We start from the raw sequence: 24798 nt of genomic DNA, 5'->3' as shown, positions 1-24798 counted from the left end.
TATGTTAAGAGAGAAATTAAAGACCATTTTCGAGGAATTTGAACATGATGGCGAATTTTATAGTTTTAAAGAATTAGCATCTGGGCATATTAATGATACATATCTTATTATAACCAGAAAGAAGCCTTACTTTGTTTTGCAACGTATTAATCATGGCGTTTTTAAAGACGTTCCAGGACTTATCGAAAATAAGGTGGCGGTGAGTCGTCATATTCAGAAAAAACTAAATGATTTATCTGAAAAAAAGAAAAAAAGACGCGTATTGGCCTTCGCTAAAACCAAAGATGGACATTCCTTTTATAAAAGCGAAGATGGAAATTATTGGAACTTAACGTATTTTATAGATAAAAGCGTAACCCATGAAATTGTTACCAGTAAAGAAATTGCATATCAAGGCGGAAAATTATTAGGGCAATTCTTAACCTATACTGATGATTTTGATGCTTCTCAATTAACAGAGGTTATTCCGAAATTTCATGATATGTCATTTCGATACTCCCAATTTGAAGCAGCTCTAAAAGTAGCCTCTAAAGAACGGTTGGGTCAGGCAAAACCCTATATAAAAAAGGTGGAAGCGCTAAAAGAAGAAATGCATATCCTTCAAAAACTTAAGGAATCTGGAGACATAAAATTACGGGTTACCCATAACGATACTAAAATATCAAATGCACTTTTCAATAAGAAAGATAAAGGGCTTTGTTTGATAGATACCGATACGGTGATGCCTGGAATTGTGCATTACGATTTTGGAGATGCCATAAGAACCATTTGCAATACTGCGGCCGAAGATGAAACGAATTTGGATTTGGTAGAGTTTAATGTGGAATTCTATAAGGCTTATACTAAAGGGTTTTTAAAGAAAATGAAAAAATCCATATCGCCTTTAGAATTGAAGCATTTGCCATTAGCAGCTAAAACCATGATATTTATTATGGCGTTACGGTTCTTAACAGATTATTTGAATGGCGATACGTATTATAAAACAAAATATGCGGAACATAATTTGGATCGTGCAAAGAACCAGTTTAAGCTTATACAGAGTTTAACCGAAAAGTATGATGAAGTTCAACTAGAAAACCACTAACGCTAATTTAAACTATATGTCAAATTCACACGATTTACAAACTAAAAACAAAACCTTGGTGCCTGTAATTATTATAGCAGGACTCTTTTTTATCTTCGGGTTCGTAACATGGATCAATGGAGCTTTAATTCCGTTTATGAAAACCATTAACGAGTTAACCGATGCACAGTCTTATTTAGTTGCATCGGCTTCTTACATATCTTTTGTGGTGATGGCATTGCCAGCCTCGTATATTCTAAATAAAATTGGATATAAAAGAGGGATGTCTTTAGGGTTGATCATCATGGGAATAGGGGCTTTGGTTTTTATTCCCGCAGCAGAAGCCAGAACTTATTGGGTGTTTTTAACTGGTATTTTTATTCAAGGCGTAGGGATGACAATCTTACAAACAGCAGCCAACCCATATATTACTATTTTAGGTCCCATAGAAAGTGGTGCTAAACGTATCGCTATTATGGGTATAGCCAACAAAACCGCTGGAGCTTTGGGCTCTTTAATTTTTGGTGCTATATTATTGTCGGGTATTGATGAAGTAAAAGAAAAACTAGGAACGGCTACTCTAGAAGAAAAAACAGTGCTATTGGATACCATGGCAGATAGTGTTTTTATGCCTTATATCATTATGGCAGTTGTTCTATTTGTTTTAGGAGCCTTAATAAGAAAAGCACCATTACCACATGTTGAGGCAGAAGAGGTGGAGGAAACCGCAACAGGTAAAACAGCGAAAACCAGTATTTTTCAATTTCCACATTTATGGTTGGGTGTTTTAGCGTTATTCGTGTATGTTGGAGCAGAAGTTATTGCAGGCGATACGATAATCGCTTATGGCATCTCTTTAGGGTTTACTGGAGAAGAGGCTAAATTTTTTACCACTTACACGCTTATGGCGATGGTTGCAACATATGCTTTAGGCGTATTTTTAATACCTAAATATGTTAAGCAAACCACAGCATTGATCGTTAGTGCCATTTTAGGGATTATTTTCAGTATCTGTATTTTAAATACCACCGGGTATACCTCTATATTATTTGTAGCTGCTCTTGGTATAGCTAATGCTTTAGTTTGGCCAGCAATTTGGCCATTGTCTTTGGATGGGTTAGGAAAGTTCACCAAAACAGCTTCAGCCTTATTGGTTATGGCTATTTCTGGGGGTGCTATTATTCCGCCATTATATGGAAGAATGGTCGATTCTACGAAACATGAATTGGTAACTAGTGGCATAGAACAGGCCGAGGCTATGGCTGCGGCGTCTACAAGCAGTTATTGGATTTTAATACCATGTTATGCTTTCGTTCTGTTTTTTGCCTTATGGGGACATAAGTTTAAAAGTTGGACATCTAAATAAAAAACAGATTTTAATAAGGTTTATGAAGTTATGACTAAGGTTTATAAATGGGGCATTATTGGGTGTGGAAATGTTACGGAGCTTAAAAGCGGTCCTGCTTATCAAAAGACAGAAGGTTTTGAGTTGCACGGCGTAATGCGAAGGGATTTTGAAAAAGCTCAAGATTATGCTTTAAGACACGCGATTCCCAAAGTTTATCAACAGGCAGAAGATTTGATTAATGCTCCTGAAATTGATGCTGTTTACATTGCAACGCCACCAGATTCCCATGGTTATTATGCCTTAAAAGTGGCCGCAGCAGGTAAAATATGTTGTATTGAAAAACCGATGGCGCCTACTTACAAGGAATGTGTGGAAATTAATAATGCTTTTGAAGCTAAGAACATTCCATTGTTTGTGGCATATTATAGACGTTCATTGCCTAGGTTTGAAAACGTAAAATCCTGGGTCGATAATAATAAAATAGGGGAGCTTAGGCATATCAATTGGCACCTTAGCAAACCAGCAAATGCTATAGACCTGTCTAAAAACTACAATTGGCGTACCGATGCTAAAATTGCTTATGGAGGGTATTTTGACGATCTGGCATCTCATGGCATAGATTTATTTGGCCACTTACTAGGTCCCATTACAGAAGCAAGGGGTATGGCCATTAACCAACAAGGCTTATATACAGCCATGGATGCCGTTACAGGGCATTGGGTCCATGAGAATGGAGTAACAGGGTCTGGAAGTTGGAATTTTGGAACGGCAAAAAGAGAAGATCAAGTAGAAATTTATGGCAGTAAAGGAAAAATACGCTTTTCGGTTTTTGATGAGGCTCCTATAGAACTGGAAACTGAAGGACAAAAAGAAAGTGTTGTCATAGAAAACCCGAAACATATTCAGCAGTTTCATGTGCAAAACATGAAAGCCCATTTATCTAAAAGGATTGTACATCCTTCTACTGGAAAAACCGCGATGCATACCAGTTGGGTCTTAGACAGGATATTGGGAAGAAATAATTAAAACTAAATAATACATAAAAAAATAGATATGTTAAAAAGCAGTATAGACAAAGCAACAGGATTCGAAAAACGGTTTGAGAATATCGGAACCGTGGTTTTTGAAAATTCAGCGACAGCGTCGAAAGCCGTTGCTAAAGAAATAGCAGATCTTATACGAGTTAAACAGGCTCAAAAACAGCCCTGTATTCTAGGATTGGCAACGGGGTCTTCTCCAAAGGGCTTATATGTAGAATTGGTGCGTTTGCATAAAGAGGAAGGCTTAAGTTTTAGAAATGTGGTGTCTTTCAATTTGGATGAATATTATCCTATGGAGCCCGATTCTGTAAACAGTTATGTGCGCTTTATGAAAGAACATTTGTTCAATCATATCGATATATTGCCAGAAAACTGCCATATACCTGATGGACTATTATCTAAAGAGGGCATTGCCGATTTTTGTGATCAATATGAGTCCAAAATAGAATCTTTGGGCGGTATCGATATCCAAATTTTAGGAATTGGAGGTAATGGCCATATTGGATTTAACGAATCTGGGTCGCTTCAAAACTCCAGAACGCGTTTGGTGGCTTTAGATCACATTACTAGAGTGGCAGCAAGCGGCGATTTTTCAGGCTTGGAAAACACCCCTAGAACGGCTATTACAGTAGGCGTTAAGAAAATTATGGAAGCTAAAAGAGTGATACTTTTAGCATGGGGTGAAAGAAAAGCGAATATAATAAAGGCTTCAACAGAGGGTGAGGTAACTAGTAGAGTACCAGCATCGTTCTTACAGGAACATAATAACGCTACTTTTATATTGGATAAAGCTGCGGCATCAAAACTAACAAGAATAGACAAGCCTTGGTTGGTTGAAAAAATTGTTTGGACAGATAAGTTGATTAGAAAAGCGGTTCTCAATTTGGCCCTTCATCTCAATAAACCTATTTTAATGTTAACAGATCCCGATTATATCGAAAACGGTATGAGTGATCTTTTGGCAGATTCTGGTCCAGCATATGATATCAATATTAAAATATTCAATAAACTACAAAACACTATTACAGGTTGGCCAGGCGGAAAACCAAACGCCGATGATGCTAAACGACCAGAACGTGCAGAACCGGCTAAAAAACGGGTTATTATATTTAGTCCACATCCCGATGACGACATCATTAGTATGGGGGGGACTTTTAAAAGATTGCATGAACAGGGACATGAGGTTCATGTGGGCTACCAAACCTCAGGTAATATAGCTGTTGCAGATGATGAGGCCTTGCGATTTGCCAGTTTTGTTTGCGATTACAATGAGAAATTCGGAATTGAAAGCAAAGAAGCGATAGACATTTATAAAAAAGCCGCTGAGTTTTTGAAAAACAAAAAATCAAGTGAAATAGACACGCCAGAAGTACGGTATATTAAAGGCCTTATAAGAAAAGGAGAAGCGCGTGCCACATGTCATTTTATCGGTATTCCAGATGCTCAAATTCATTTTATGGAATTACCGTTTTATGAAACTGGTAAAATCGAGAAAAATCCTTTAGGAGAAGAAGATGTTAAGTTAACAATGGATTTAATTGAAAAAATTAAACCCCATCAGATTTTTGCAGCAGGAGATTTGGCGGATCCACACGGAACGCATAAAGTATGTTTAGATGCTGTTTTCGAAGCTGTTAAAGCACTTAAGCCTAAAAAATTCATGAATGATTGTTGGTTGTGGCTATATCGTGGCGCTTGGCAAGAATGGAGTATCGATGAGATTGAGATGGCTGTACCCATGGGGCCAGACCAAGTTTTAGAGAAACGGAAAGGAATCTTTAAACACCAATCGCAAAAAGATGGAGTGGTGTTCCAGGGTACCGATAGTAGAGAGTTTTGGCAACGTGCTGAGGATAGGAACAAAGAAACAGCCGAACTTTACGACCAACTTGGCCTATCGCATTATGCAGCGATGGAAGCCTTTGTAAGATGGGAGTATTAAAGGATACACCAAAATATTATTAAACGGAATTATTAAATAAGCTGGTATAGGACGTTTTGCATTCAAAGAATAAGTCTTTATATGTCTTTCGTCCTATATCACCTTACATAAGACACCATTCTTGTTTCCAAAGATGGGGTTTAAAATTATAAATTAGAGATATTATGGCACTGATAAAATCCATTTCAGGAATAAGAGGCACTATTGGGGGTAAAGTAAATGATAACTTAACGCCCATTGACGCTGTAAAGTTTGCAGCAGCCTATGGTATGTGGCTAAAAGAACAAAATAGCACTAAAACCTTAACCGTTGTTTTGGGTAGAGATGCCCGAATTTCTGGAGAGATGATAAGTGGATTGGTAAGTAATACTTTAGTAGGTTTAGGTGTAAATGTAATAGATCTAGGCCTTTCTACAACACCTACTGTAGAGATTGCGGTTCCTATGGAATCTGCTCATGGTGGGATTATAATCACCGCAAGTCATAATCCAAAAGAATGGAATGCTTTAAAATTGCTTAATGAAAAAGGGGAGTTTTTAAATGCTGAAGAAGGAAAAAAGATTTTAAAAATTGCCGAAAAAGATGCTTTCTTTTTTGCCGATGTGGATGACTTGGGCACTTACAAAAAAGTATCTGGATATATAGACAAACATATTGAAGAAGTTTTAAAATTAAAACTAGTAGATGTAAAGGCTATTAAAGAGGCAAACTTTAAAGTGGTTGTCGATGCCGTAAACTCTACAGGAGGCATTGCAATTCCTGCCTTATTAGATAAGCTGGGTGTAGCCTGTGTTAAGTTATATTGCGAACCCAATGGGCACTTTCCGCATAACCCAGAACCATTAAAGGAGCATTTAACAGACCTATCGGAGCTTGTGGTTAAAGAAAAGGCCGATTTAGGTATTGTAGTCGACCCTGATGTTGATCGGTTGGCAATTGTTTGTGAAGATGGGGCTATGTTTGGTGAAGAGTACACGCTTGTGGCCTGTGCAGATTATGTGTTGGAACAATTAAAAGGTGGCGATACGGTTTCCAATTTATCATCTTCGAGAGCTTTAAAGGATGTTACAGAGAAACACGGTGGAACCTATACGGCTAGTGCGGTGGGCGAAGTGAACGTTGTTATTGAAATGAAAAAAACAAAAGCTGTTATAGGGGGTGAAGGAAATGGCGGGATTATATATCCTGAATCCCATTATGGGAGAGATTCTTTGGTGGGTGTTGCTTTATTTCTTTCCCATCTCGCCCATAAAAAGATATCATGTAAAGCCTTAAGAGGGACTTACCCGAATTATTTTATGAGTAAAAAGAAAATAGTTTTAACACCTGATATCGATGTGGATGATATTTTAAATAAAATGGCAATCGAGTATAAAAATGAAGAGGTTAACACAATAGATGGCGTAAAGATTGATTTTGCTTCAGAATGGGTGCATTTAAGAAAGTCCAACACCGAGCCTATAATTAGGATTTATACAGAAAGTTTATCTCAAGAAAAAGCAGATAAATTAGCAGACCGTATAATCTCCGAGATTAAAACATTGATTTAATAAATTAAATACAGAGTGATTAATAGCAGGAATCCCGTTGTAATTAGCAACGGGATTTAATTTATAGACTATGGTCTAAATGTGAGCGCTTTAAAAAAACAATAAAATGAAACCAGAATTTGTAGATTCCAGATATCAAATGGTTTGGCATGAGCACCTAAATTCTATAGATGCTTATGGGCAATTGCTTAATTGGGCTAATGGTGAATTTATATTATATCAAACACAAATGGGAAATAAGGGCTTAACGGTTTTTTTTCCTAACGGATGGTTCTTTATAAATTTAATAGAAGAAAAAAATATCGCTTTTGAAATTATAGTAAAAAGTAAATGTAAAAAAACCATGATTAAATTCTATAAGCATTTACAGTCTTTGGTCGAGCATTTTAAACGTTATAGTGTATTGTTTTTAAAAGAGAATGGTGAAAAAGGAAATTCCTCTTGCTAAAATAGATTTGGTATTTAAATATTATTATTATATATAATCCGTTTTTTAAGATTTTAAAAACAAGTATGATAAATATAGGATATTTTTAAGTGCGCTGAAAACAATAGGATTTTGAATATGCTCTATATAACCTCCCTATTTTTTAATTGTTAATTGTCTTGTTAAAAATTCTTCAAAGTTTTGGTTAATCATCTTATAAGTAGTGTTTTGTGTTTTTTTTGTTTTGGTGAATTAAAAAATCAAAAAAAATATTAGTAAAAATATATATCAAAAAAATTAGAATTTGATTTTAAATTTGAATATAGAATCAATGAGAGATAAATTTTTAATAGATTTGTAATTATATTAATAATAAGTGTAAGAAATTACGAACAAACGATAAATATTAACATCATTAACAAAATGAACAAAAAAATAGATCAACAGGCCGCGGATAATATTAGGGCATTGGCTGTGGCTATGGTAGAAAAGGCAAATTCGGGACATCCAGGTGGCCCTATGGGAGGCGCTGATTTTATGCACATCCTATATTCAGAATTTTTTAATTATGACCCCTCAGATATGGCATGGCCATTTAGAGATCGTTTTTTTATGGATGCGGGACATTTATCAACATTAATGTATGCACAGTATTACCTTTTGGGTAATTATAAAAAAGAAGATATTGCAGATTTTCGTCAGTGGGGGTCTATTACACCAGGACATCCAGAGGTAGATGTTGCTAGAGGTATCGAAAATACTTCAGGCCCTTTAGGTCAAGGTCATACCATGGGTATTGGTGCGGCAATTGGCGCTAAGTTTTTACAGGCTCGTTTTGGAGACTGGATGAACCATAAAATATATGGTTTTATTTCAGATGGAGGCATACAGGAAGAGGTCTCTCAAGGTGCTGGTAGAATTGCAGGTCATTTAGGTTTGAGCAATTTTATTATGTTTTTCGATTCTAACGATATCCAGTTGTCTACACCAACAGATGAGGTAACAACTGAAGATACCGCCATGAAATATGAAGCTTGGGGATGGAAAGTAGTGACTATTGATGGGCATAATCATGAAGAAATAAGAAAAGCATTAACCGATGCCAATAACGAAACAGAAAAACCAACATTAATTATTGGTAAAACGATAATTGGTAAAGGCTGTGTTACTGCAGATGGCAGTATGTTTGAGGGCCATTGTGAATTACATGGTCAGCCCATAGGTGCTACTGGTGCAGATTACGCCAAAACCTTATTAAACTTAGGCGCTTCTATAGATAATCCGTTTGATATATATGATGATGTTAATGCATTTTATCAAAACTTATTAAAAGAAAAAACAGCAAAGGCAGCCGAAAAGAAAGCTGAAATTGCAGCTTGGAGAAAAGAAAACGCAGCACTTTCCGATAAATTAGACTTCTTCTTGTCTGGAGAATTGCCAGAATTAGACTTTGAATCTATAGAGCATAAAGCTGGATTAGCATCAAGAGCAGCTTCTTCTGGCGTTTTAGGCTACTTAGCCGAAAATGTAGAGAATATGATTGTGTCGTCTGCCGATTTATCGAACAGTGATAAAACGGATGGCTTCTTAAAGAAAACACAAGCGTTACAAAAAGGAGACTTTTCTGGATCGTTTTTACAAGCAGGGGTTGCCGAATTAACTATGGCCTGTATCGCCAATGGATTGGCATTACATGGAGGGATTATTCCTGTAGTGGCTACATTTTTTGTGTTTTCAGACTATATGAAACCAGCCATTCGTTTAAGTGGGATCCAAGAATTACCAGTAAAATATGTATGGACACATGATGCCTTTAGAGTAGGTGAAGATGGCCCAACGCATCAGCCTGTGGAGCAAGAAGCACAAATACGTTTATTGGAAAAACTTAAAAATCATAGTGGCAAACCCAGTTTCTTGGCTTTACGACCTGCAGATTCTGCAGAAACCAGTGTGGCTTGGAAAATGGCTTTGGAAAACAAGAATACGCCAACAGGCTTGATTTTATCAAGACAAGGTATTAAAGATATTCCAGCACTTGGCACCTCAAGATATAAAGAGGCTTTAGCGGCAGAAAAAGGAGGCTATTTAGTAAAAGAAACAGAGAATCCAGATGTGGTGTTAATAGCCAATGGATCGGAAGTGGCGACTTTATTTGAAGCTGCAGAACTTTTAGAAGTAAAACATGGCTTAAAAGTGAATATTGCTTCTATTATTTCAGAAGGTTTATTTAGATTGCAATCAAAAGAATATCAAGAACGTATTGTTCCAAAAAACAAACCTTTGTTTGGTTTAACAGCAGGATTACCTGTAAACTTAGAAGGACTTGTAGGCGCAAATGGTAAAGTGTTCGGATTAGAACATTTTGGCTATTCTGCACCGGCAAGTGTACTGGATGATAAATTCGGATTTACTGGAGAAAAAGTCAGTATTGAAGTATTAGAATATTTGAAAACAGTATAAATTTTTAAAGCTGTTTTAAAATCATAAGATTAGAAGATAGGAGACTAAACCTGATGGAATTTTTCATCAGGTTTTTTTGTTCTAGTTTCAAAACCCTAACCTAAGTAAGAGCTGTATTCTGTCTGGTGTTTTTTTATTGGTGATTTATTTAGATCTAAAAGATATTTTAAGAGAAGGCTTTTTTTATACTTTATATGTGCCTATTGATAACTTCTTTTCTATATTTGGATATATGTTGGTTTTGAAAAACGTTGCATAGTATTGAGAATTTAATAAACACTTATTTTTCATCATGAATATTTACAAGGTAAGAACTATAACAGAAAATGTGGTAAATGCCTTTGGGCAACTGATTCCTCAGCTTTGTCCAGACTGTGCATTGCCGACAAAAAAAGACTTGGAAACCCTTATTGCTTCTCCTAATACAGTGCTTTTTATAGCAGAAGAAAATAACGAAATATTAGGAACATTAACATTGGTTTTTAATAGAATCCCAACGGGAGATAAGGTTTGGATAGAAGACGTGGTGGTTGATAGCGCCGCAAGAGGTAAAGGTGTTGGCAAACAACTCATTCAATTTTCTATAGAGTATGTTAAGGATAAAAATATCGAAAAAATAAACTTAACCTCTAGTCCGGAGCGAGTAGCAGCGAATAAATTATATCAAAAGCTAGGGTTTATAAAAAGAGAAACTAATGTGTATCGATTAACCATTGCATAGTAGGATTTAGATTTTACAGGTCTTTATAATTTCAAAAGGAGCCAACCTCAATTACAATGAAAAGGCAAAATGGTTTTATTAAGCATTTGAAGTCGGTCTATTACATTTTTAAGGATGCATTTTAAGCAATCAAGACGTACTCACAATTGCAGTCTTAATTATTTTTTGAATATCTACATTATCCTTTTGTGGAATTAAAAAACGCTCCAGGTCGGCATTATTAGTAATCTGCTCATCTTTATCAATAAAGCCGTAACCTCGGTAATTGTTGTTTTCAATCATAATAAAAGCCTCTTCATTTTCATTTCTACCGAGTTGTTTTATAATCAAATCTTTAGATATATTTTTAAGATATTCTATAGCTTGTTTCACCCGGAGATTATATAAAGCATTAGATTCTTTTTCTTTACAGATGCCTTTACAGGTTTGAATAGAATAATGGGAGCAATGCATGACGCCTTCCTGTAAATGACAATATTTTGGGCACAGATTAAAACGTTTACAAAGAAGTTCTAAATATTGGCGACATTCTTGAATGCTGTATAATATCTGTATAGGCGCTGGGGTAGCTTTAAGCGAGTTGTAAGCCAAATGTATAATTCCTCTTCGGTCTTGATAGCTAAATAAAGCAAACGCTTTAGGGGGGCGTTTAGCAGCTTGATTGTATTTTGGAAAATATTGTTTTATAGCAGCATCTTCCATAAGCAAGGCAATGGTTTCGCTGCCCGAGAGTTCAAAATCCACATCAGCAGTTTCACGAGATAAATTGAGTTCGTTCTCTGTTTTGCTATAAAAATGGCTTAAGACACGCTTTTTAATGTCTTTTGCTTTGCCTACGTAGATTACACGGCCTTTTTTATCCTTAAAATAATAAATCCCTGGAGCTTGCGGCAATTGCTCAAAAGTATCTTGCTTAAGGTGTTTTGGAAGCGTTGCTTCTTTGGAGTTTTTTTTTAAGAAAGACTGAATGGTATCATGGGCGTTAGGCTGTTCTAGTAGTAATTTAAAAAGTGTTACAGTGGCTTCAGCGTCTCCTCTCGCACGATGCCTGCCTACTATAGGAATATTTAGGGTGCTACATAGTTTTCCTAAACTATAAGACTTATGCCCAGGCAGCAATGTTCGCGACAACCTTACGGTACAAAGCTTTTTTCTCGTAAAACTTATACCAATGGCCTTAAATTCGTTTCGTATCACATTGTAGTCAAAATTAACACTATGGGCAATAAATGTAGCACTTTGGGTTATGGCTAAAATATTTTCAGAAATCTCATAAAATGTAGGCGCTTCGGCAACCATACTGTCTTCAATACCCGTTAGGGCGGTTATGTAATCGGGAATGAGCCGTTCTGGATTTACAAGTGAGGTAAACTCATCTACTAGCACATCATCTTCATATCTAAAAATAGAGATTTCGGTAATCTTATTTCCAACACCTGTAGTTTCAACGTCAATAACTGTGTATACCATTACATTAATTTTTCTAAAGCTTTTAATTCAATCCCCAGTTCCGTAAACATATTTATAATGCTGCTTAGCTTGAGTTCTTCTTCACTATATTCTTGGGTATTAATACTGCATGTGTATTCCCAGATTTCTAAAACATCACTAATAGGAATGCTGTAATCGTTATATTTTTTGTTATCGGACATTAATAGCAGGGAGTTGTTAAAATCTATATTATTTATAACGCGTTTATATACCATACCATCATTTAGAGTTACTAATACGTAGGTTCTTCCACTTTTTATATCTTTTCTGTCTTCTACAAAACGGCCAATAACAAATGCACCATCTTTCATAGGGAGCATGGAGTCTCCTTTTATGGGAAAGGCTCGATGTTTACCTGTAGGTAAAAAGGGGAGTTTTATTTTTTGTAGTTGTTCAATATATTCGGGGTCATCATAGCCGGCCAAATATCCAGCGGAAGCTTTAACGGGAACCACTTCAATTAAATCCTCATTATCATAGTCTACCGTAATAGGAAACAACACCCGTCTATTGTCAATTTCAATAAAAGAGGCGTTTGTTGCTTTTGTTAAATCGTTTCGCAATAAAATATCAATAGGAAGTTTAAAGTAATCAGATAACTTTATAAGCAATTCTATAGTAGGGGCAGAGCGTCCTTCTTCATAAGAACCAATACGGGACCGGGTAATGTTTAGCTCCGTGGCTAAAACCTCTTGAGAAAGCTTTTTAAGCGTTCTTAAATGCTTTATGTTTGTAGCTATTCTTTTCATGTTGCTACAAAAGTAGGTAATAAAAACTATAATATGTAGTTGTTTTTAAAGCTTAACTAAAAATATTTTGTTTATCAAATTTTAAAACCTCTTTTGCCTTTCTACGTTCATCGTAAAGAACCGTTTTTAAAAAGAGATTTTACGAAAAGGATTATTTAAGCAGTGGTAAAAAAAATAAGTAAATCTTAAAAGCAAAACTGTTATTCCATTAGAAAACCACATTTGGAATATGGCATTCCTTTATGTAATTGTTAAAAACACTGTTAATATATTTTAATTTGATATTGTATAACTAATGGCTTTGCGTTATCTTTGCATTAGATTTTTTAAAAGACACGCATCATTATGTTCGATTTTGACCAATATTTAGGATTTTTAGCATTTTTAACCATTTTGACCATAGGGTTTTGGTTGATGATATTTTTAATGACTTTTGTAATACCGTATTGGATCGGTGGTGCTCTTATAGAGTTTATTAAAGAGAAAAGAGATGAAAAAAAGGCTCGAAATAAATAAGTCATTATTTATTTTGAACATTTAAGATAACAAAAAAGGAAGCTAATTTTTAGCTTCCTTTTTTTTGTGTTTAAATAGTATGGGTTTTATTACTCAAAACCCATGTCTTCTCCACCATCCTCTCCTTGTCTGCTCTCACGGTCATTTCTTTTCTGTTGGTTAAACCTATAAGTGAACGATAAATTAAAAGTACGTTTTCGCCATTTAAATTCACTATCGCTAATAAACGTTTCTGTGGTAGATAACATGTCGCGTTTAGCCGAATTGAATACATCACTTACACTTAAAGCGATAGAGGCGCTATCCTTAAATAAATCTTTACTAAAGGCCATATCGGTAGAAAACATACCTTTTGTTTTGTTTTGTGCATCTTCTCTTGGGCCCATATAAAATAAACGGGTTTGCCAATCGATATTGCCGGGTAGGGTATATTTATTGTTAAACCTAATAAACCAGCTTGCGTTTTGGGCGCCGTAATCTATATCATTATAAAAGCCTTCTGTTTTAGACTGGAATAAGTTGAAATTTCCATTCATATTCCATTTTTTATTAGGTCTATAAGTTAGCGTAAACTCAAACCCATAACGGTCATTGGTCGCTAAGTTTATTGGAGAACGTGTTATAACAGGTACTTCTGTACCGCCAACAATTACTGTTTCTCCACTGTCTTGGGCTATAAATGTAAATACATCTGTGGCATGTTGGAAATATATAGAAGAATTTAGAGTAAGTTTACCAAATCTATTTAAATATCCAATATCAAAGGAATTGGAGTAGGTTGGGTTTATATCTGGATTTCCTTGAAATTGATTTGTTGCACTGCTTCGAGAAGGAAATGGATTGATATAACGAGAACGCGCTCTTCGTATTCTTCTATTATAACCTAAAGTAACACTTTGTTTTTCTGATATTTCATAACCTAAGTTAACAGTAGGGAATAGGCCAATGTAGTTTTTCTTTTTTAAGTCGTTGCTTGTTTTTTGATCTATGGTTACACGAGTAGATTCCATTCGCAATCCTAATAAAAATGAAAACTTATCTTTTACTTTACTGCCGAATTGAGAGTAAACCGCATTAATATGTTCTTTGTATATTAGATTGTTGCTAACATCGGTATCTACTACATAATTACCACTTTCATTAAAAGCAAGTGTGTAATCGGTATTTAACTTGCTGAAATTGCCACGGTACCCAAACTCGAATTGACTTTTTTCGCCTATGGGCATAACATAATCGGATTGCAATAAAATTTGATCTTGTTTTTCTAAGGTCTCAACGGTTTCTACATCATTTCCATCTTCAGAAATTAGCGAATTTTCATTCTCTCTACTTTTTTCAAATTGAAAATCAAAAGTAAATTTATGTTCACTATTCCCATTAAATTGTTTATCGAAGTTTAATGAATACTGAATATTAGTATCGTCTTCTTTTTCTAATTCAAAACGGTTAGTGCTATTTATAACATTGGCATACTCGTCTAACTCGGTTGATAGATTTCTGGTTTCATCATCGTCATTGCTATTTCTATATAAAAAAGAATTAGTTAATGAGGCAGAATCTGTAATATACCACTCTACGCCAAAATTGGTGTTTATGCCTTTACGTTGTCTATCAAAATCTCTGTTTTCATTTAAGAATGTGCTGGGGTCACTCCCGTTAAAATATTCGTTTTTAGTGGACGATTCGCCTGGAGATTCTCTGTAGCTGTAACCTGTAGTATTAAAGAAATTAAAATCACCGGTTCTATAATTTATATTTCCAGAGACACCCGCTTGCGTTGGGTGCCCTACGTTAGTTGTAATAGCTCCATTTAAACCTTGAAGTTTACTTCGTCTTAAAATGATGTTTAGAATACCTGCGGTACCTTCGGCATCATAGCGTGCAGAAGGAGAGGAAATAACTTCAACACGTTCTATAGATTCTGCGGGCAGTTGGCGTAAAGCATCTGTAGAATTAAGGCCTACTAGACCAGATGGCTTACCGTTAATAAGAATCCGAACATTGTCTTGGCCCCTAAGGGACACATTTCCCTCTACATCTACAGAAACAGAGGGGACATTGTCTAATACATCGCTTACAGTACCACCTCTTACAGTAAGGTCTTTGCCTACGTTGTATATTTTTTTATCGAGCTTTATCTCTACTGTTGTTCTTTCGGCAATAATTTCTACCTCACCTAAAGCTTCCATGTTGATTTCCAATGAAACAGTGCCTAAGTTTTCATCTGAAACAATTTTTTTGTTTTTAATGGTTTTGCTTATGTATGAAATGTACTCGATGGATACATCGTAAACTCCTTTTTGAATAGAGATATTAAAAAGACCATTACTATCGGTAATACCACCTGTGGTTACTTTTTCTTTATTAGTAAAAATTATGGTCGCGTACTCTAAGGGTTCTTTGGTGTCTTTATCGATAACTTTACCAGATATGTTTACATCTTTGGCAAGGTGCGTTGTAGAAGCTGAAATATTAGGGCCTTGTGCATAAAACGTATGAGGCATTAAGCACATGGCGAGAATAAAAAAAAGAGGTACAGAAAGATTCATCTAAAGTTATTTTTAAGAAGTATGACTTCAAAAATAACCTATGGTTTAAAGTGTTTTAGTTAAAATCTTGTTAAGAGTTTTAAAACAGCTGTTTTGGAGCGGCGTTTATATGATTTCTAAAATTTTTTCTGAAGGCCTTCCTATAACTGCTTTTTTTCCATTAACAACAATCGGGCGCTCTATTAATTTAGGGTGCTCTACCATGGCGGAAATAATATCGGCATCACTTAAATCTTTTCCTTTAAAATTTGATTTCCAAATAGATTCGTTTTGTCTTACTAGATCTATAGGTTTTATTTTTAATAGATCGATGATGTCTTTTAATTCTTTTTCATTAGGAATATCTTCTAAATACTTGACTATTTTAAAATCTTTTCCAGATTCTTCTAAAAGCTGTAATCCGTTACGTGATTTGCTACAGCGGTTGTTGTGATAGATTGTGATCATTATAATGAAATATTATTTTTTTCTAATTGTTGAATGAGCAACTCTGGAGTCTTAAAGTGAATACCATGGATACCTAGAGTATTTGCGGCTTCTACATTTCTTAAATTGTCATCGATAAAAATAGCTTGATCTGGTTTTATTTTGAAACGCTTTAAAGTGATATCGTAAATGGCCTTAAAAGGTTTTCTGGTTTTTTCATCTCCAGAAACGACTATACCTTCGAACCATTTTAAAAACTCAAAACGTTCTAGTGCGATAGGGAAGGTTTCTTGGCTCCAATTGGTCAATGCGACTACTTTATAGCGTTTTGAGTTTACTAATTTTTCTAAGATATCCACAGTGCCAGCGATAGGGCCTCCAAGCATTTCTGTCCATCTGCCATAAAACATTTTAATTAACTCGGCATATTCAGGATGTTGCAGCACCAGCTCTTGTGTGGCTTTTTCAAGAGGGTAACCAGCATCTTGGTTTTCATTCCAAGCGCTAGTGCAGATGTTTTTTAAAAACCAGTCCATTTTCTCTCTATTGCCTTGAAATACATCCAGAAACACATATTCTGGATTCCAGTCTATCAATACACCACCCAAATCGAAAATTATAGTTTTTATTTTACTCATTTTAACCTCTACTTTTACACTTGCAAAGATTTTAATAAGGAATAAAATCCAGTATCAGAATCTTTGCAAATTTTTAATTATAAACTTAACGGATCCTCTTCTCTTTGTCCCATCATCATTAAATAAGACTTAAGAAATGGTCCAATTTCACCATTCATCACGGCATCTACGTTACTGGTTTCATGGCCCGTTCTTACGTCTTTTACTAATTTATAGGGCTGCATAACATAGTTTCTAATTTGGCTTCCCCATTCTATTTTCATCTTACCAGCTTCAATATCATCGCGTTGAGATAGTTGTTTTTGAAGTTCGATTTCGTACAGTTGTGATTTCAGCATTTGCATAGCCCGTGATCTATTATCATGTTGCGAACGTGTTTCAGAGCAGGAAATATGAATTCCCGTAGGCTTATGGATGAGCTGTACTTTAGTCTCTACTTTATTCACGTTTTGCCCACCAGCACCACTAGAACGTGCCGTGGTTATTTCAATATCGGCGGGATTGATGTCTATTTCAATAGTGTCGTCTACTAAAGGATAGACGTAAACGGAAGCAAAGCTGGTATGTCGTTTAGCATTACTGTCAAAAGGAGAAATCCTTACCAAGCGGTGTACGCCGTTTTCACCTTTAAGCCATCCAAACGCAAAATCGCCTTCTATTTCCAAGGTTACGGTTTTTATACCTGCAACATCGCCTTCTTGAAAGTTGAGTTCTTTTATTTTAAAACCACTTTTTTCCGCATACATCAAATACATACGCATAAGCATATTGGCCCAGTCACAACTTTCGGTACCACCAGCGCCAGCAGTTATTTGCAATACAGCACTTAAACTGTCCCCTTCTTCAGAAAGCATATTTTTAAACTCTATGTCTTCAAGAAGCGTTGTAAGTTTTTCATAATGTGCTTCAACTTCTTCAGCAGTAGACTCTCCTTCTTTATAAAACTCGAGTAAGACTTCAAGGTCTTCCAACATGGTTTTGCCAGCATGGTAATCTTCTACCCATTTTTTCTTAACACGGATAGATTTTACAATAGCTTCTGCTGCTTTAGAATCGTTCCAGAAATTTGGGTCAAAGGTTTGCTCCTCTTCGTTTTGTATTTCAATTAGTTTAGCATCTACGTCAAAGATAGTGCCTAATGGCTTTAAGGCGGGAGTTAAGATCTTTTATATGATCGTTGGTTATCATTAATTTGAAATTAAATTTTAACAAAAATAGGTTTTAATGATAGGGAAAAAAAAGAACTTAGAATGTTTTTAGAACCTTAGTGCATTATTTTATTTAAAACTAAATTTAACATAATAGCTCTAAATTCAAGAAAAAGCCGTGTTGGTATTTGCCAATTTAAGGTTGGAACACGGCTTTTTTTATTTAGATGATGTAAAAGTTCTAGAAGCTACGACGTTTATTTAATTAATAGCACTACGAAGCCCTGTTCTTATAATCCTGGTAAATCGTTTCCAGAACGATAGTTTATTTAAACATGTCCAATCCAGGGATATTGGGCATGCCATCCTTAGCAACGGCGGCCAACTCGGCTTCATTGATGTTTGTGGCCTTATCGATGGCTTTGTTTAAGGTTAAAATCAAGTAATCTTCAAGTTGCTCTTTATCATGAAGTAAATCGTCGGCAATTTCTATAGATTTAATAGTTCTATTGGCCGTTAGTGTTACTTTAAGTTTGCCGTCGTTACTGCTTTCATCTACTAAAACAGTATCCATTCTTTTTTTTGTGTCTTCTACTTTTTTTTGGGTTTCTTTTAGTTTTCCCATCATACCCATCATGTCTCCAAACATAGTCTCTTTTTTTTGTTATTATTTTACAAAATTATTAAATAAAGAATGAACTACACACTGGCTTTAAACAATTAATATGAGAAACAGCCTAATTATATTGTTGCTAAGCAGTATTTTTGCACTTTCTTGTAAAAAGAGTAGAATAATGATAGAGAATTTAAGCATGATAGCACCACCCATAGCAAAAAAGAAACCACATACACTTACTATCCATAATGACCCCAGAATAGATGAGTATTATTGGCTTAACGATAAAGAAAACCCAGAGGTTATTGCGTATTTAAATGCAGAAAATGCATATACCAAAAGTATGATGCAGCATACGGAAGGTTTTCAGAAAGAACTTTTTGAAGAAATGAAAGCTAGGATTAAGGAAGATGATACCTCCGTGCCCTACAAGCATAATGGCTATTGGTACTTAACACGTTATGAAGTTGGAAAAGATTACCCCGTGTATACCCGTAAAAAAGGCACTTTAGAGGCAGATGAAGAAGTTTTGTTCGATTGTAACGAGATGGCAAAAGGGCATAGCTATTTTAGTCTTGGCGGAATTTCGATAAGTCCAGACAATACAATGGCCTGTTTTTCAACAGATGTATTAAGCAGGCGCCAATATACATTGCAAATTAAAAATTTGGTTACAGGCGAAGTATATAAGGATAAAGTGCTAAATACCACCGGAAACGCTACTTGGGCCAACGATAATAAAACGCTGTTCTATTCTATGAAAGATGAGGTGACTTTGCGTTCGCACAAAATCTTTAAGCATAAACTGCACACCGGTATGTCCAATGATGTAGAGGTGTATCATGAAGAAGATGAAACGTTTCATAGTTTTGTTTATAAATCGAAATCTAAAAAATATATTATAATTGGATCTTCTAGTACCTTAACGTCTGAGTACCGTTTTATAAATGCAGACACGCCTGATGGCGATTTTAAGATATTCCAAAGCCGTATTCGAGAATTAGATTATAGTATTGCGCATTATCAAGACCACTTTTATATAATTGCTAATAGTGATGGAGCCACCAACTTTAAGTTGTTAAAAACCAGCGAAAATGCTACAGAAAAAGAACATTGGGAAGATGTTCTTCCGTACAGAGAAGATGTTTTAATAGAAGATATCGAGATTTTTAAAGATTATTTGGTTGTAAATGAGCGTCAAAACGGATTGAATGCTATCCGAATTATAAGTTGGGATGGAGCCGAGGATTATTACCTTCCTTTTAATTCTGAAACATATACCGCATATATTGGTAATAATCCCGATTTTGATAGTCAGATACTACGGTATGGCTTTAACTCCTTAACATCTCCCAGTGCGGTTATCGATTATAATTTTAATAGCAAAACGAGCGAGATAAAAAAAGAGCAAATTGTTTTAGGAGCTAAATTTAAGAAGGAAAATTACGAGTCTAAGCGAATTTGGGCCACTGCACGAGATGGCGTTAAAATACCAATATCGTTGGTGTATAAAAAAGGGATTACGCTTAATGGAAGCAATCCTGTTTTACAATATGCTTATGGCTCTTATGGTGTTACTATAGACCCTTCTTTTTCTACCGTGCGTTTAAGCTTGTTGGACCGAGGTTTTATATATGCTATCGCACATGTTAGAGGAGGTGAGTATCTCGGTAGGGAGTGGTACGAAAACGGAAAGCTATTTACCAAATTAAACACTTTTTACGATTTTATAGATTGCTCTAAACACCTTATAGAACAAAAATACACATCCCATAAGCATCTTTATGCTTATGGAGGGTCTGCGGGCGGATTATTAATTGGAGCTGTTATTAACCTTAATCCAGAGCTTTACCATGGGGTGTTGGCGGCAGTTCCATTTGTAGATGTGGTTACGACCATGTTAGACGATTCTATTCCATTAACAACAGGAGAGTATGATGAATGGGGCAACCCCAATGAGTTGGAGTCTTACACTTATATGAAGTCGTATTCTCCATATGATAATGTCGTTGAGAAAGAATATCCTCATATGCTTGTAATTACAGGTCTGCACGATTCTCAAGTTCAATATTGGGAACCGGCAAAATGGGTAGCAAAATTAAGGGATAAAAAGACAGATACGAATAAATTGTTGTTTAATATCGATATGGATGCTGGTCATGGTGGGGCATCCGGACGTTTTGAAAGTCTAAAAGAGGTGGCGCTAGAATACGCCTTTCTGTTAGATTTAGAGGGAATTCATGGATAATAAAAAAAAAAGTTTTATTTTTGCGACGTTTGGGTTACAAATATTTTTGTAATATTACTGTAGCTTATAAAAAGCATTTATGAAACACAAAAATCAGGTTTTTGATAGTGTATTAGATTTAATAGGTAAAACACCACTTATTAAACTTAATAAAATAGCTTCAGAGTTTAAAGGTGATTTCTATGCTAAAGTAGAATCTTTTAACCCTGGTCATTCCTCAAAAGATAGAATAGCACTTTATATTATCGAAGAGGCAGAAAGACAAGGGATTTTAACTCCAGGCGACACTATTATTGAAACCACTTCAGGAAACACAGGCTTTAGTTTAGCTATGGTAAGTGTTATAAAAGGATACGATTGCGTATTGGCAGTGACTTCAAAATCTTCAGCAGATAAAATAGAAATGTTAAAAAACATGGGAGCAAAAGTATATGTTTGTCCAGCCCATGTTAGTGCAGACGATTCACGATCGTATTATCAAGTCGCCAAACGTTTGCACGAAGAGATTAAAGGGTCGGTTTATATCAATCAATATTTCAATCAACTCAATATCGATGCGCATTATAAATCTACAGGTCCTGAAATCTGGAAACAGACAGAAGGGAAAATTACACACCTTGTAGCGTGTAGCGGTACAGGAGGTACTATTTCTGGTACTGCGAAGTATCTGAAAGAACAAAATCCGGATATTAAAGTTATAGGGGTAGATGCTTTTGGCTCTGTAATTAAAAAATATCACGAAACCCGGGAGTTTGATGAAAAAGAAATATATCCTTACAGAATAGAAGGTTTGGGTAAAAACTTAATACCAACGGCAACCGATTTTGACCTTATAGACGAATTTGTAAAAGTAACAGACGAAGAGAGTGCCCATACCGCAAGAGAAATCGTTAAAACAGAAGGTATGTTTGTAGGCTATACATCTGGAGCTGCCATGCAGGCAATTAAACAAATAGGTGAGGAGGGACGATTTAAAAAAGACGATTTGGTTGTTGTTATTTTTCCAGACCATGGTTCCAGATACATGAGTAAAGTATATAGTGATAAATGGATGGAAGAACAAGGCTTCTTTGATAGCGTAAATAAGGCTACAGCAGAAGGGATTCAATATATAAGGTAATAAAAAACTAGAACATAATTAAGAGGTAACCTTGTTATAATAGCAAAAAGGTGTCTCTTTTTTTATTTTATTAATAATTAGGGGCTAAAAATTATGTTCGAACGATATAAATATATAATTTTGCACCCATTAACACCTAACAAACGCGCTGAACTATATTGACTCAAAACGATTTTTTTTTGATCGATATATTTTAACGTGCCCTTGTGGTATATTTTTTAAATTTTTAATAGCAATAAGATTTATAATTAATGAAAGATTTATTCGAAAAGATTTATAAAGACAAAGGACCACTAGGTAAGTGGGCATCTCAAGCAGAAGGTTATTTTGTTTTTCCAAAGTTAGAAGGTCAAATATCTAACAGGATGAAATTTAGAGGTAAAGATGTCATCACATGGAGTATCAATGATTATTTAGGATTGGCTAACCATCCAGAAGTTCGTAAAGTAGATGCCGAAGCAGGTGTTGCTTACGGATCGGCGTACCCTATGGGTGCCAGAATGATGTCTGGTCATACCGAATTACATGAAACCCTTCAAAATGAGTTGGCAGAATTTGTTAGTAAAGAAGCCGCTTATTTGTTGAATTTTGGATACCAAGGTATGGTGTCTACTATTGATGCTTTGGTTGCGAAAGATGATATTATTGTGTATGATGTAGATGCTCATGCTTGTATTATCGATGGTGTACGTTTGCATATGGGGAAGCGCTTTACCTACAAGCACAATGATATTGAAAGTTTAGAAAAAAACTTAGAAAGAGCAACAAAAATGGCAGAACAAACCGGTGGGGGAATTCTAGTGATTTCTGAAGGTGTGTTTGGAATGCGTGGTGAACAAGGAAGATTAAAAGAAATTGTAGAACTTAAAAAGAAATTTAATTTCCGATTTTTAGTAGATGATGCGCATGGCTTTGGAACACTTGGTAAAACAGGAGCAGGTGCAGGTGAGGAACAAGGCGTTCAAGATGGTATTGATGTCTATTTTGCCACTTTCGCTAAATCTTTGGCCAGTACAGGAGCCTTTATTGCTGCAGATCAAGAAATTATTGATTATTTAAAATATAATTTACGTTCTCAAATGTTTGCGAAATCGCTACAAATGCAATTGGTGGTTGGTGCACGTAAACGTTTGGATATGTTAAAAACAATGCCAGAGCTTAAAGCTAAGCTTTGGGAAAACGTCAATGCCTTACAATCGGGTTTAAAAGCGAGAGGGTTTGATATTGGCACTACTCAAAGCTGTGTTACTCCTGTTTATCTAAAAGGAAGTATTCCAGAAGCGATGGCTTTGGTTAAGGATTTACGCGAGAATTACGGTATCTTCTGTTCTATTGTTGTATATCCTGTAATCCCTAAAGGGTTAATATTACTAAGGATGATACCTACGGCTACCCATAATTTAGAAGATGTAAAGATTACTTTAGATGCTTTTGATATTATAAGGGAACGTTTGGAAAATGGTACATACAAACGTTTGTCTGCATCGGTAGTTGCTGCAATGGGAGAATAGAAATAGAATATATAAGATAAAAAAACCGAATCGTTAAGATTCGGTTTTTTTTTTGCTTTTACAATAAAGCATATTAGGTTCCGGGTCTTTTTAAGACAATGATTTTCTATAGGTTTTTCGACGTCTATAAACCTCTGGCTTAAAGTGTTTCCATATTTGTTGAATGGCAAAATTGTCGTCTAATTCAGGTGTTCTGTAACATGTTTCAATTCCTTTTTCTGTAAACGTATTATAATATTCGTTAAAAATAACAGCATGTACGCCTTTGTTTTGATACTCTGGATGAATACCTATTAAATAAAACATCACATCCTTACTATGTTTTTTGGCATCTAAAATGTACTTAAATCCAAAAGGGAATAATTTTCCATTTGCTTTTTTTAAAGCTTTTGAGAAGCCTGGCATCACGATCGCGAAACCAATAAGCTTATGGTCTTTATCCACAACGAATTTTATGTATTCGGGATTTATAAAACTTATAAATTTCTTTTTGAAATATGCTTTTTGAATATCGGTAATGGCAACAAAAGACGATAATGATGCATAACTTTCGTTAAACAAGTCAAACATTTTGTCAACATAAGGCATAACATCACTGGTTTTGGTGAAGCTTAGCGCCTTTAATTGATACCGTTTTTTTATAAGTTCTTGAGCTTTAAAGAAAAATTCAGGTTTCACATTCTCAAATGGAAATCGGCTTTCTATATATCCTTTTTCAGGTTTATAATGTGCTGCTTCATAATGCTTGATATAATACGCGTGATTATACCAAGTTACCATAGATGTGAACTCTTCGAAGCCTTCAGTAACGATGCCAACCTTATCTAGATTTGAAAAGCCCACAGGGCCTTCTGCATATTCCAAACCATGTTGTTTGCCTATGGCTTCTATTTTATCAAAAAGTGTTTTGGAAACTTCTAAATCATCTATAAAATCAAACCAACCAAATCTCATTTTTTTTTGATTTTGTCCGTTTACTTCTAACCAATTGATTATAGCCGCAACTCTACCTACAAGTTTGTTGTCTTTATAGGCAAGAAATAAGGTCGCTTCTGCATCTTTAAAAACAGGATTTTCTTTTGTATTAAAAGTTTTAATCTCCTGACTAATAATAGGAGGCGTCCAATATGGCGTGTTTTTATAAATTTTAAAAGGGAATTTCACAAAAGCTTTTAAATCGCTTTTTGTTTTTACTTCTTTAACTGTTATCATTTAAATGAGATATGTATGCTACA

At 35.2% G+C, this 24798-nt stretch carries 20 protein-coding genes; 12 read left to right on the top strand and 8 right to left on the bottom strand.

Going from position 1 to position 24798, the window contains the following annotated elements:
* Position 1: 1 nt before the first annotated feature.
* The 8 genes from ACFFU9_RS15950 (at position 2) to ACFFU9_RS15915 (ending at position 10551) form a co-directional block, all read left to right on the top strand.
* Entirely contained in the window at positions 2 to 1084 is a 1083-nt protein-coding gene (locus ACFFU9_RS15950) for a phosphotransferase enzyme family protein (RefSeq protein WP_379862481.1), read from the top strand.
* A gap of 16 nt (positions 1085 to 1100) precedes the next feature.
* Positions 1101 to 2429, top strand: coding sequence for a sugar MFS transporter (locus ACFFU9_RS15945; protein ID WP_379862480.1), 1329 nt, complete (start codon positions 1101 to 1103; stop codon positions 2427 to 2429).
* A gap of 30 nt (positions 2430 to 2459) precedes the next feature.
* Positions 2460 to 3437 (top strand): Gfo/Idh/MocA family protein, encoded by a 978-nt coding sequence (locus ACFFU9_RS15940; RefSeq protein ID WP_379862479.1) that lies wholly within the window; start codon positions 2460 to 2462, stop codon positions 3435 to 3437.
* Between the two features lie 27 nt (positions 3438 to 3464).
* Positions 3465 to 5393, top strand: coding sequence for a glucosamine-6-phosphate deaminase (gene nagB, locus ACFFU9_RS15935; RefSeq protein WP_379862478.1), 1929 nt, complete (start codon positions 3465 to 3467; stop codon positions 5391 to 5393).
* Between the two features lie 164 nt (positions 5394 to 5557).
* Positions 5558 to 6943 carry a phosphoglucosamine mutase gene (gene glmM / locus ACFFU9_RS15930; protein ID WP_379862477.1) on the top strand — a complete coding sequence of 462 codons (1386 nt, stop codon included), beginning with the start codon at positions 5558 to 5560 and terminating at the stop codon, positions 6941 to 6943.
* Positions 6944 to 7049: 106 nt separating this feature from the next.
* On the top strand, positions 7050 to 7391 hold the full coding sequence (locus ACFFU9_RS15925; RefSeq protein WP_379862476.1) for a hypothetical protein: 342 nt from the start codon (positions 7050 to 7052) through the stop codon (positions 7389 to 7391).
* Between the two features lie 402 nt (positions 7392 to 7793).
* On the top strand, positions 7794 to 9830 hold the full coding sequence (locus ACFFU9_RS15920; RefSeq protein WP_379862475.1) for a transketolase family protein: 2037 nt from the start codon (positions 7794 to 7796) through the stop codon (positions 9828 to 9830).
* 292 nt (positions 9831 to 10122) lie between these two features.
* Positions 10123 to 10551 (top strand): GNAT family N-acetyltransferase, encoded by a 429-nt coding sequence (locus ACFFU9_RS15915; RefSeq protein WP_379862474.1) that lies wholly within the window; start codon positions 10123 to 10125, stop codon positions 10549 to 10551.
* 129 nt (positions 10552 to 10680) lie between these two features.
* Here ACFFU9_RS15915 and ACFFU9_RS15910 read toward each other — a convergent pair whose 3' ends face one another.
* On the bottom strand, positions 10681 to 12021 hold the full coding sequence (locus tag ACFFU9_RS15910) for an exonuclease domain-containing protein (RefSeq protein ID WP_379862473.1): 1341 nt from the start codon (positions 12019 to 12021) through the stop codon (positions 10681 to 10683).
* Positions 12021 to 12791, bottom strand: coding sequence for an XRE family transcriptional regulator (locus ACFFU9_RS15905; RefSeq protein ID WP_379862472.1), 771 nt, complete (start codon positions 12789 to 12791; stop codon positions 12021 to 12023). The genes ACFFU9_RS15910 and ACFFU9_RS15905 overlap by 1 nt, the downstream gene beginning before the upstream one ends.
* Before the next feature lie 345 nt (positions 12792 to 13136).
* On the opposite strand from ACFFU9_RS15905, the gene ACFFU9_RS15900 reads away from it, so the two are divergent.
* Complete coding sequence (locus tag ACFFU9_RS15900) at positions 13137 to 13307, top strand: hypothetical protein (RefSeq protein ID WP_379862471.1); 171 nt, start codon at positions 13137 to 13139, stop codon at positions 13305 to 13307.
* An 89-nt stretch (positions 13308 to 13396) separates the two neighbouring features.
* Here the strand turns inward: ACFFU9_RS15900 and ACFFU9_RS15895 are convergent, their stop codons facing one another.
* From ACFFU9_RS15895 to ACFFU9_RS15875, 5 genes are all read right to left on the bottom strand, one after another.
* Entirely contained in the window at positions 13397 to 15856 is a 2460-nt protein-coding gene (locus tag ACFFU9_RS15895; protein WP_379862470.1) for a TonB-dependent receptor, read from the bottom strand.
* A 105-nt stretch (positions 15857 to 15961) separates the two neighbouring features.
* Positions 15962 to 16303 (bottom strand): arsenate reductase (glutaredoxin), encoded by a 342-nt coding sequence (gene arsC / locus ACFFU9_RS15890; protein ID WP_379862469.1) that lies wholly within the window; start codon positions 16301 to 16303, stop codon positions 15962 to 15964.
* Positions 16303 to 16920, bottom strand: a complete 618-nt coding sequence (locus tag ACFFU9_RS15885) for an HAD family hydrolase (RefSeq protein ID WP_379862468.1) — start codon at positions 16918 to 16920, stop codon at positions 16303 to 16305. Before ACFFU9_RS15885 ends, arsC begins: the two co-directional genes overlap by 1 nt.
* 77 nt (positions 16921 to 16997) lie before the next feature.
* A protein-coding gene (prfB, locus tag ACFFU9_RS15880) for a peptide chain release factor 2 (protein ID WP_379862467.1) occupies positions 16998 to 18108 on the bottom strand; the annotation gives its coding sequence in 2 pieces (ribosomal slippage) (positions 16998 to 18044 and positions 18046 to 18108; 1110 coding nt in all).
* A gap of 285 nt (positions 18109 to 18393) precedes the next feature.
* Positions 18394 to 18717: a YbaB/EbfC family nucleoid-associated protein gene (locus ACFFU9_RS15875; RefSeq protein WP_379862466.1), complete on the bottom strand. Its 324-nt coding sequence runs from the start codon at positions 18715 to 18717 to the stop codon at positions 18394 to 18396.
* 76 nt (positions 18718 to 18793) lie between these two features.
* Here ACFFU9_RS15875 and ACFFU9_RS15870 point away from each other — a divergent pair, with 76 nt between their 5' ends.
* From ACFFU9_RS15870 to capB, 3 genes are all read left to right on the top strand, one after another.
* Complete coding sequence (locus ACFFU9_RS15870; RefSeq protein ID WP_379862465.1) at positions 18794 to 20932, top strand: S9 family peptidase; 2139 nt, start codon at positions 18794 to 18796, stop codon at positions 20930 to 20932.
* A gap of 79 nt (positions 20933 to 21011) precedes the next feature.
* The gene (gene capA, locus ACFFU9_RS15865; RefSeq protein WP_379862464.1) at positions 21012 to 22052 is read left to right on the top strand and encodes a cysteate synthase; all 1041 of its coding nucleotides are present in this window, start codon (positions 21012 to 21014) and stop codon (positions 22050 to 22052) included.
* Between the two features lie 251 nt (positions 22053 to 22303).
* Positions 22304 to 23563, top strand: a complete 1260-nt coding sequence (gene capB, locus ACFFU9_RS15860) for a cysteate-C-fatty acyltransferase (protein ID WP_379862463.1) — start codon at positions 22304 to 22306, stop codon at positions 23561 to 23563.
* A gap of 90 nt (positions 23564 to 23653) precedes the next feature.
* On the opposite strand, the gene ACFFU9_RS15855 is transcribed toward capB, so the two are convergent.
* Complete coding sequence (locus ACFFU9_RS15855; protein ID WP_379862462.1) at positions 23654 to 24775, bottom strand: GTP cyclohydrolase; 1122 nt, start codon at positions 24773 to 24775, stop codon at positions 23654 to 23656.
* Positions 24776 to 24798 lie beyond the last annotated feature (23 nt).

It is taken from the genome of Mariniflexile ostreae (assembly GCF_042427585.1).
In the GTDB taxonomy this organism is placed as follows: Bacteria; Bacteroidota; Bacteroidia; order Flavobacteriales; family Flavobacteriaceae; genus Pseudalgibacter; species Pseudalgibacter ostreae.
This window is presented reverse-complemented; position numbering and strand designations above follow the sequence as displayed.